Origin of the sequence: Ruegeria arenilitoris (genome assembly GCF_013035315.1) — a bacterium.
In the GTDB taxonomy this organism is placed as follows: Bacteria; Pseudomonadota; Alphaproteobacteria; order Rhodobacterales; family Rhodobacteraceae; genus Ruegeria; species Ruegeria arenilitoris_D.
This window is the reverse complement of the sequence record NZ_WQHP01000003.1, coordinates 482,055-491,855: the sequence shown is the minus strand read 5'-3', so window position 1 is coordinate 491,855 and position 9,801 is coordinate 482,055. Positions and strand designations below refer to the sequence as shown.

Annotated in this window: 8 protein-coding genes; 7 read left to right on the top strand and 1 reads right to left on the bottom strand. The window is 58.0% G+C overall.

Annotated elements, in window-relative coordinates; all coding sequences use genetic code 11:
* The first annotated feature begins 157 nt into the window (after nucleotides 1-157).
* From GOV53_RS09725 to GOV53_RS09715, 3 genes are all read left to right on the top strand, one after another.
* The gene (locus GOV53_RS09725) at nucleotides 158-1,420 is read left to right on the top strand and encodes a dipeptidase (protein ID WP_170465865.1); all 1,263 of its coding nucleotides are present in this window, start codon (nucleotides 158-160) and stop codon (nucleotides 1,418-1,420) included.
* Nucleotides 1,421-1,503: 83 nt separating this feature from the next.
* Nucleotides 1,504-3,345, top strand: coding sequence for an amidohydrolase (locus tag GOV53_RS09720; protein ID WP_170465862.1), 1,842 nt, complete (start codon nucleotides 1,504-1,506; stop codon nucleotides 3,343-3,345).
* A gap of 128 nt (nucleotides 3,346-3,473) precedes the next feature.
* The gene (locus tag GOV53_RS09715; protein ID WP_170465859.1) at nucleotides 3,474-4,811 is read left to right on the top strand and encodes a tetratricopeptide repeat protein; all 1,338 of its coding nucleotides are present in this window, start codon (nucleotides 3,474-3,476) and stop codon (nucleotides 4,809-4,811) included.
* A gap of 25 nt (nucleotides 4,812-4,836) precedes the next feature.
* Here the strand turns inward: GOV53_RS09715 and rpe are convergent, their stop codons facing one another.
* Nucleotides 4,837-5,526, bottom strand: a complete 690-nt coding sequence (gene rpe / locus GOV53_RS09710) for a ribulose-phosphate 3-epimerase (RefSeq protein WP_170465856.1) — start codon at nucleotides 5,524-5,526, stop codon at nucleotides 4,837-4,839.
* Nucleotides 5,527-5,691: 165 nt separating this feature from the next.
* On the opposite strand from rpe, the gene phnC reads away from it, so the two are divergent.
* From phnC to phnE (GOV53_RS09690), 4 genes are all read left to right on the top strand, one after another.
* Complete coding sequence (gene phnC, locus GOV53_RS09705; RefSeq protein ID WP_170465853.1) at nucleotides 5,692-6,513, top strand: phosphonate ABC transporter ATP-binding protein; 822 nt, start codon at nucleotides 5,692-5,694, stop codon at nucleotides 6,511-6,513.
* A 65-nt stretch (nucleotides 6,514-6,578) separates the two neighbouring features.
* On the top strand, nucleotides 6,579-7,481 hold the full coding sequence (gene phnD / locus GOV53_RS09700) for a phosphonate ABC transporter substrate-binding protein (protein ID WP_170465850.1): 903 nt from the start codon (nucleotides 6,579-6,581) through the stop codon (nucleotides 7,479-7,481).
* 67 nt (nucleotides 7,482-7,548) lie between these two features.
* The gene (gene phnE / locus GOV53_RS09695; RefSeq protein ID WP_170426840.1) at nucleotides 7,549-8,430 is read left to right on the top strand and encodes a phosphonate ABC transporter, permease protein PhnE; all 882 of its coding nucleotides are present in this window, start codon (nucleotides 7,549-7,551) and stop codon (nucleotides 8,428-8,430) included.
* Nucleotides 8,427-9,794 (top strand): phosphonate ABC transporter, permease protein PhnE, encoded by a 1,368-nt coding sequence (phnE, locus tag GOV53_RS09690; RefSeq protein WP_170465847.1) that lies wholly within the window; start codon nucleotides 8,427-8,429, stop codon nucleotides 9,792-9,794. The genes phnE (GOV53_RS09695) and phnE (GOV53_RS09690) overlap by 4 nt, the downstream gene beginning before the upstream one ends.
* Nucleotides 9,795-9,801: the final 7 nt, after the last annotated feature.

The following is a 9,801-nucleotide window of genomic DNA, read 5'->3' as shown; positions in this document are numbered from 1 at the left end:
GCCGGCGTTGTGTCGAAAATCATCGAGTAATTCGCACCCGCGAATACCGACAGAAGGGGCGCCCAAATGGGCGCCCTTTTTTTGTCGCTCATAAATTCACGAATTCTATTTCGTACTATCCTCATGGCCGAGGCCCGTGCATTATCCTTGAAACAAGATGTTGTTGAGGGATTGCGTCACGAAGGTAACCACGATCGCCCTGAGCCTGGTTTTGGCCGGTACAGCGCCAGTTTGGGCCAGTGAAGAAAGCAAAACATGGGATGCCTCTGACGAGGCCAAGCAGTTCGTTCAGGACACGATTGTTCTGGGGATGCTCGCCAGCCCTTATGGTACTGGGTGGACGGAATATGAGCAGTTACACACCTATTTTGACCGCGTCCGAGAAAACGGGATCACCGGTCACGAAATGACCCTCGCCGCTGCGGACATGTCTTTTGATAGGTTCCTGGAACAGCACTACCATTTTCGGGCCGCCATGGCTGAGCAGCCGGAAAATTTTTTGATCGTAAATGAGACTCGAGATATCGAGGCCGCGCATGCTCAGGGGAAAACAGCTGTTATCTGGAACAGTCAGACGGCCACCATTCTGGACGGTGATCTCAGGAAGATGGCAGTGCTCAAGGACATGGGCATCAAAAGCATGATCCTTGCCTACAACGATATTTTTCGGACCGGGTCGGGCCAGTTGGCGGCCTATAATGGCAATGACATTGGCCTTACAGCTTGGGGAAAATCGGTCATAGACGAAATGGTTCGGTTCGGAATTCTACTGGACCTCAGCCACACTGGCTCTCGGACGGCGAACGACGCGATGGAGTATATGGAGAGTAACTATCCCGGTGTTCCGTTCGTCTACACCCATTCCGTGCCAGCGGGTTTGTACAAGAGCGAACCGAACGCGACACCTCGGGGCTGCTATAGGGCCATTCCCGACGATGAAGCGATCCGGGCGGCCGAGTCGGGTGGGTATGTTTCACCGACGTTTACGGAATGGATGATGGACGGCGTTTGGCCAGAAGACATTTCGCCCAAACAGGCTGCAGACATGATTGATTACTATGTGCAGTTGGTTGGCGTGGACCATGTTGGCATAGCGACGGATGACATGTTCTCGACCGAACTTGTCATCCAATTCGCGACGGCGAATGCCAGCATGTATGATGACGGTGGCTATATGATTGATGCGTTCAACAAAGGCGCAACAGGTAATGGCGAATTGGCCAAGATATTGGCAGCCATCACGGACGACTTGTGGGCGCGTGGATACTCCAACGAAGACCTCGCCAAGATCTATGGTGGGAACAAGATGCGTGTCTACGCTCAGGTCTGGGAAGGGAAGCCCCCGCAGCAGTTTCTTGAGGAGTATCCAGAACGTTTGCGCATGCGTGAGGAGTTCAGAGAGCTTTTCCCAACCCGCTGACTCGCGGGTCGCGCATTTTCCGCCAGCCAAGAAAACGGGGACTAAGTGAGTTCAACGCATTTTCAGTAGGAAAGAGGTCATAAATGAACATTTCATCAATCTCAGTCCTGATATCAGCTTGGGCGGCCATTTCTGCCGGTTCCGCCCTCGCTCAACAAACTGCGGACACGATCTATTCCGGCGGGCCGATCCTGACAATCAACGATGGCCAGCCTACGGCTGAGGCCGTTGCCGTCAGGGATGGCCGCATTCTGGCCGTTGGTACTCTTGAAGAGATGGCAGACCTTCGCGGTGATGATACGCGTGCCTTTGATTTGGCTGGGCGCGCCATGCTTCCGGGTTTCGTGGACAGTCACGGTCATGTGGTGATGGGCGGTCTACAGGCCTTGTCCGCGAATCTGCTGGCACCGCCGGATGGCGAAGTCACCGACATTGCCAGCTTGCAGGCCACGCTGTCCGCGTGGGTGGAAGACAACGCTGAGACAGTCGATCAGGTGCAAATGATCATCGGCTTCGGCTATGACAATGCGCAACTGAAGGAGCTGCGCCATCCCACCCGCGATGAATTGGACGCAGTTTCCGCCGACTTACCCATCGTGATCGTCCATCAGTCCGGTCACATCGGTGTGGCAAACTCGAAAGCGCTGGAAATCGCGGGTATCACGGAAAGCTCTGAGGCCCCTCCGGGTGGGGTCATTCAGCGCGATGAAAGCGGACTGCCCAATGGTGTGCTTGAAGAATATGCCTTTTTCGCCGTCCTAGTGCCGATGCTGAGCAATCTGGGCGAAGAGGGCATGATTGCCTTCGCGCGTGCAGGTAGCGACCTGTGGGCCAAATACGGGTACACAACCGGACAAGAGGGGCGCTCATCCGGTCAGATTGTCGAAGCCTTGAAGAAGGTGGGAGCCGAAGATGGCCTGCCCATTGATATCGTGGCCTTCCCTGATGTTCTGGAATCGCGTGAATACATTGGTGCCAATGTGTCGCGTGACTATCAGGACCGGGTAAGGGTCGGTGGCTGCAAGCTGACCATCGATGGATCCCCGCAGGGGTTCACGGCGCTGAGGGATCGCCCATATTATGATCCGGTCGGCGCTTATCCGGCGGGGTACGCTGGCTATTCCGCGATTACGATGGATCAGCTGCAGGATGCTGTGAACTGGTGTTACGAGAACGGCATCCAGATTATTGTCCACTCGAACGGCGAGGGCGCGTCGGACATGCTCATCGCCGCGCTTGAGGTCGCTCAGATGAAATATGGCGACCCCGGAAATCGACCCGTGCTTGTCCATGGCCAGTTCCTGCGCGAGGATCAGGTGGCGAGTTTCAAACGCCTGGGCGTGTTCCCTTCGATTTTCCCAATGCACACCTTCTATTGGGGCGATTGGCACCGCGATCACACAGTCGGTCCAGTAAACGCCGAAAACATTTCACCTTCGGGCTGGATTCGCGAAAGAGACATGATGTTTGGCACTCATCACGACGCGCCAGTCGCGCTGCCAGACAGTATGCGTGTGCTCGCCGCGACTGTAACGCGCAGAACCCGGTCCGGAGATATTCTGGGACCGCATCAGCGGGTCGATGTGATGACAGCGCTCAAGGCGATGACGATTTGGCCTGCGTGGCAGCATTTTGAGGAAGATGACAAAGGGTCGATCGAGGTTGGCAAGGTTGCTGATTTTGTCATCCTGTCCGACGACCCGACGGCGATAAACCCTGAGGCTCTTGCGCAGTTGAAGGTCCTGTCGACGATCAAGGATGATGCTGTCGTGTATCAGGCTGAAGAAGGAGTCCGAGAGGGCAGGCTCAACCTTGCGCCATTTTCGAATGATCCGGTTTTGGCGCATGTGTTTCTGCACGCGATCTATCAGGGAATGCAGGTGGAACAGCCTTGGTTGGCGATTGATCAAGGCAACGTGCAATGACACCCGACTAAATCGAGGCTTTCTGAGTGCCGAGCTTCACTAATATTTAAGGCCGCTTCGCGCCAAGCGGCCTTTTTTTGATCGCAATTGTCCGTATGGTCGTTGCGGAAACAAAGATACTTGGCAGCATGATCAGATCGTTACCTATATTCGCCCTTTCAGCAGCGTTTGGCATGGTCGCCGTCGCGGGGACCGCGAAGCCGCTGCTGACGGATTCTCAGGACACCTATGTATCGGCCTGTCTGGAGCAAAGCGACACGCCAGAGCGCATGATAGAGATTTGCCAGCACGGTCTTGGTGGCATCGGTGCCTCGGATCGGCAGCGCATTGAAATGTTGGATAAGTTAGGTTGGGCTTACTACGATCTTGATGCTCTGGATGAAGCTGATGAAGCATTCACTGAAATCCTGGCCCTGGACCCGAATGCCGAGGTCGGGCTGCAAGGCCGGGCCTGGGTAATGTACAACCGGGATGCCTTCCCGGAGGCGGCCGAGTTGTTCCGGCAGGCAGTGTCGCGCAAGCCAAGTGCCGGTAATATGGCCGGACTTGCAGCCAGTGCGCGACGGGCCGGGCAGGTGGATTACGCTGAATTTGAACAGATCATGCAGACCGCACTGGCGCTGAATCCCGAATACACTTGGGCGATGCGTGAACTGGCCTGGCGGCTTGTGGATCAACATCGGTTGGAAGAGGCGTTTGGGCTATTCGAAAAGGCCAGCGCGCTTGACCCGTATGACCCATACTCTGCCTATGGCATGGCCTTTGTCTTGACCGAACAGGATGAGTGGGAGGCCGCGTTTGATCCGATCAGCCGGGCGTTGGACCTGAAGCCGGATTTTATTTCTGCGCTGTCACGTCGATCCCTCATTCTGCTGATGCTGGATCGGCCCAAACAGGCACTCAAGGACGCCGAGGCAGTGGTCGCGGCCAAACCCAACGATGCGGATGGTTATGTGCGCAAAGCGCGGGCGCTGTCCGATTTGGGGCAACGCGCGCAGGCGCACTTGGTTCTGGAAGAGGCTGAGAGCCGTGCGGAACCGGGGTCTTATTTGCTGTACTGGCGGGCCAGGCTGTTTGCGGATGACCTCGATTATGAAGCCGCGCTGTATCACATCCGGCGTAGCGTGGCGCTTGAAGGCGCTGACCGCTTTGACCACCGCCTGCACGCAGACATTGCCTTGTGGCTGGAGCATACCGATGAGGCGCGCGAGGCCATCGACCGTGCTCTAGAACTGTACCCCGGTGGTGAGTTTGAACAATACACCAACGCTTTGGTGCTGATTGCCGAAGACAGGTTCGATGAGGCGGAGGACACTTTCGACGCGGCGAGCCAGGCTGGCTTGCCCGAGGATTACCTCGGAGACTTCCTGTCGGCGCTGGTGGCCGAGGGGCGGTTCCTGCAGGCCATCAAGATGCGCGCCCGGTATGGCAATGAGGGCGCGCAGGACGTGCCGCGCTCGAACTAGCGCGCCACGTTACTTTGCGTGCGCATCAATCCAGTGCTGATTCTGCAGCGTTACGCACTGCAGTGATGTTCTGGCCGTAGACATCGGGGTTCTGGACCGAGCCGCCCTTGAATACGGCCGATCCGGCGACCAACACGTCCGCACCTGCTGCCGCGACCAGTGGTGCGGTCTTGGGATCAACGCCGCCGTCAATTTCGATGTGAACGGGACGATCACCGATCATCGCGCGCAGTTTGCGGACCTTATCAGTCATGTCGATGAACTTCTGACCACCAAAGCCGGGGTTCACGGTCATTACGCAGACCAGATCGGCCAAATCCAACAGATGTTCGACTGCTTCAGCCGGAGTGCCAGGGTTCAACGCAACGCCAGCCTTCATCCCGGCGGCCCGAATGGCCTGCAGAGTGCGGTGCGTGTGCGGCCCGGCCTCGACATGGGCGGTCAGGATGTCCGCTCCGGCATCCGCATAGGCCTGGATGTAGGGGTCAACAGGTGTGATCATCAGATGCACATCCATGACCGTTTTGACATGCGGGCGGAACGCCTTCACAGCCGGCGGGCCAAAGGTCAGGTTCGGCACGAAATGACCATCCATCACATCGACATGGACCCAATCGGCCCCCTGGGCCTCAATGGCCTGAATCTCGGCCCCGAAATTGGCGAAATCGGCGGACAGGATCGACGGGGCGATCTTGATACTGCGGTCAAAGCTCATGGCTGGCCTCATATGGATAGCGTGTTGGCACCGCATATAGCGGCGATAGGTGCCGAAGGGTAGGCCCCTTGGACCGTAGCGGCGTTTACAAAACTTTCACCCAATCGACACACAGCCGTTGAATCTCATCTGTAGCTGACCCCCAACACGAATTGGGGGTGGCACGTGCTGCGCATTGAGAAACTGACCAAACGCTTCGGCGATAACGCAGCCGTTGATGCAGCGACGCTGGATGTAGACAAGCCTTGCATGATCGGCATCATCGGGCGGTCGGGCGCGGGCAAGTCGACCCTGCTGCGGATGATCAACCGTCTGACGGACGCAAGCGACGGTGAAATTCTGTTCGAGGGCCGCGATGTCACCAAGCTGAAGGGCCGTGACAAGCGTGCATGGCAGGCCGATTGCGCGATGATCTTTCAGCAGTTCAATCTTGTGCCCCGCATGGACGTGGTGTCGAACGTGCTGCACGGCACACTGAATCGCCACTCGACGCTGGCGACCATGTTCAACCTGTTCCCGATGGAAGACATCCACCGCGCGATCGATATTCTTGATCGCCTTGGCATCGCCGAGCATGCGCCCAAACGGGCCGAAGCCCTGTCGGGTGGTCAGCAACAGCGTGTCGCCATTGCACGCGCCCTAATGCAGGACCCCAGCATCATTCTGGCGGACGAACCCATTGCTTCGCTCGACCCGATGAACGCGCAGGTCGTGATGCAGGCGCTGCGTCGCATCCACGAAGAGGACGGTCGCACCGTCATCGCCAACCTGCACACGTTGGACACCGCGCGCCGCTATTGCGACCGCGTGGTCGGTATGCGCGATGGGCGTATCGTGTTCGACGGCCTGCCCGAACAACTGACAACGGGCGTCGCCCGCGAAATCTATGGGGCCGATGCCAGCTTCTCGGAAGAGGCGACCTCAACCGAGATCGAAACGCTGGACGCGACCCAGAAGGCGCTGATGGAAGCCGAGGCCACCATCTAAGCCCGTTTCAACCCTTTCATCGACCGGCCGATGAAAGGCCGGCATATCAACCCGGAGAGAGACAGATGAAAAAACTGATTGCTGCCCTGGTGGGCACAACTGCATTGGCTGCACCGGCCATGGCTCAGGAAATCAACGAATTCCGTATTGGTATTCTGGGCGGCGAGAACGCTCAAGACCGCCTGAACAACAACGAATGCCTTCGCGAATACACCCAAGAAGCACTGGGCGTTGAAACCAAGCTGTTTGCCCCTGCGGACTATGACGGCGTGATCCAGGGCCTGCTGGGCGGCACCATCGACATGGCGTGGCTGGGCGCATCGAGCTATGCCAAAACCTATCTGAGCGACGCCGAAGCGGTTGAGCCGGTACTGGTCAAAGTCAACACCGATGGCGGCTACGGTTACTACTCGATCGGTTTTGCCCGCAAGGACAGCGGCATCACCTCGCTGGAAGACATGAAGGGCAAGACCTTTGGCTTCGGCGATCCAAACTCGACCTCGGGCTACCTGATCCCGTCGATCGAAATCCCGCAGGCCACCGGTGCAACCATGGACTCGGGTGACTATTTCGGCGAAGTGAAATTCACCGGGGGTCACGAGCAGACCATCGTTGCGGTTAACAACGGCGACGTAGACGGCGGCGTGACCTGGGCCGACGGTCTGGGTGATTGGGAAGACGGCTATCAGTCGGGCGCGCTGCGCCGTGCCGTGGATGCCGGTCTGGTCGACATGAACGACATGGTCGAGATCTGGAAATCCGAGCCGATCCCGGAAGGTCCCATTGTTCTGCGCAAAGCTCTGCCTGCGGACATTAAGGAAAAGATGACTGCCCTGATGGCTGGTCTGGCTGACAAGGACCGCGATTGCTTCTACGGCGTTGCGGCCGGCGAGGCCCGCGCGTTCGAACCGATCACGCATGACGCCTACGAAATCATCATCGAAGCGCGCAAGCTGAAGTCCAACTAAGCCTGCATACCCAATGATCGGGGTCCGGTGGAAAACCGGGCCCCGTTTGTCCACTCAGGAGCATTCCATGACAGACCTGACCGCAGGGTCCCCCAGCGTCGACCAGATCCGGTCCGACTATACCGAGATGACACGACGCAAGCGGGTCTATGGTGGTATCCTTCTGATCGTATTCGTGGCCCTGATGGCCGCCGGGTTCCGCACTGCCGACAGCCGCAACGCGGGCAGCTTTTCCGATGGGTGGCACAGGATCTTTGACTACCCGGCCGAGGTGTTGTCCGAAGCGTGGGAAAAGATCGACCTATTGCCCGCCAATCTGGTCAAGTTCTTCCCCGCGCTGGTTGAGACCATCAACATCGCCGCGGCCTCGACCCTGATCGGGACGATTGCGGGCACGTTCCTTGCGCTGATGTCGACCCGCGGCATGGCGCTGTGGCCGTCGCTGATCCCGCTGTTCCGCCGCATCGCGGATATCTGCCGCGCGGTGCCGGAAATCGTGATCGCTCTGGTGCTGATCTTTGTTCTGGGCGGTGGTCCGGTTCCCGCGATGATCGCCATCGCCATCCATACGGCAGGCGCGCTGGGCAAACTGTTTTCCGAGGTGAATGAGAACGCCTCGCTGAAACCGGTCGAGGGGTTGCACTCGGTGGGCGCAAACTGGTCGCAACGGATGTATCTGGGCGTCATCCCGCAGGTTGGTCCGAACTATGTCAGCTATGCGCTGTTGCGGTTCGAAATCAACATCCGCGCCTCGGCCATTCTGGGTTTCGTCGGCGCGGGTGGTCTGGGTTACGAGCTTCGGAATTCGATGTCCTGGGGGCAGGGACGGTATGACGAGGCCGCCGCGATCTTCCTTCTGTTGTTCGTGACAATCGTTGTCGTCGATCAAATCTCGGGTCTTCTGCGTGAGCGTCTGACCCACGGTTCCGAAAAAGGAGCGCGGGCATGAGCACCTTCGCCACCGACCTGTCTATTGATGAGCTGAAGGCCGAGGCTGACCGTCAGTTCAACCGCAAACGGCTGACCAATTTTGGGCTGCCCGCGCTGGTTCTGGCCTATCTGGTCTATGTGTTTTTTGCCTTCGACGTGCCCGGACTGGCCGAGCGCGCAAACTGGCAAAACGGCAAGACGCTGGTTGCGGACAGCTACAGCTACAAAACCCATATCGAGCGCGACAACCGCACCGGGGAAGTTTCGGCCGCCATCGAGGGTGAACGCAAAGGTCGCTATCCCGAAGGTCAGGCCCCGGAGTGGGTGAGCCTCGGGGAAACCACGGTCATTGATCTGGAAGACGGTCACATTGTGCGCTTTGGCCCCAAGACTGTAGAATACGATATCCCGGGTTACGGCACAGTCCGTGCGACACCCACCCGTTCAGCAGGCGTTCAGGCTGAACTACCGGCCGGAGATGTGCCAGATTGGATCAATGTCTCAAAGAACCGGATGGCGATCACAACCGACGCTGGCCGCCTGACGGTAACCCGCAACCGTTCCGAGGTGTTCCGCTATTTCAACGGCTGGGAGCTGTTCTGGTTCACACTCGATAGCCCCTACTATGGCAAGTCCTTCACTGAGTTGGCCGGGTTGGCCGCCCAAGGTGAGGCTGGAGAGATTTTCAACGATTTCTGGACCAACAAGATGTGGCGGCACCAGGACGTTGCATGGGCGATTTTCGAGACGATCTTGATGGCGTTCCTTGGAACATTTGGTGCCGCGATGGTGGCCCTGCCGCTGGCATTCCTCGCCGCTCGCAATTTCAACCCTCTAAGGTCGCTCAGGTTTGCCACACGTCGCATCTTTGACTTTGTGCGGGGCGTGGATGCGCTGATCTGGACAGTTATTCTGGCACGCGCATTCGGACCAGGGCCACTGACGGGCGCGCTGGCCATGCTGGTGACCGATACAGGCACTTTCGGAAAGATTTTCTCGGAAGCGCTGGAAAACGTGGACCAAAAGCAGATCGAAGGGGTGCAGTCCACAGGCGCGAATGCACCACAGCGCTATCGCTTTGGCGTGATCCCGCAAGTGACGCCAGTGTTGCTGAGCCAGCTGCTTTACTTCCTTGAATCCAACACCCGCAGCGCCACGGTGATTGGTGCGATCACGGGCGGTGGTATCGGGCTGCTGCTGACGCAGGCGATCATCACTCAGAAGGATTGGGAAGAGGTCGCTTATTACATTGTCCTGATTATCCTGATGGTCATGCTGATGGATTGGTTTTCGGGCTGGCTGCGTCGTCGACTGATCCAGGGCGAAACCGGCAAAAAGCGGAAGGCCAAGGATTCTAAGGCCAAACCCTTCCCGCTGCCCTGACCCCGGA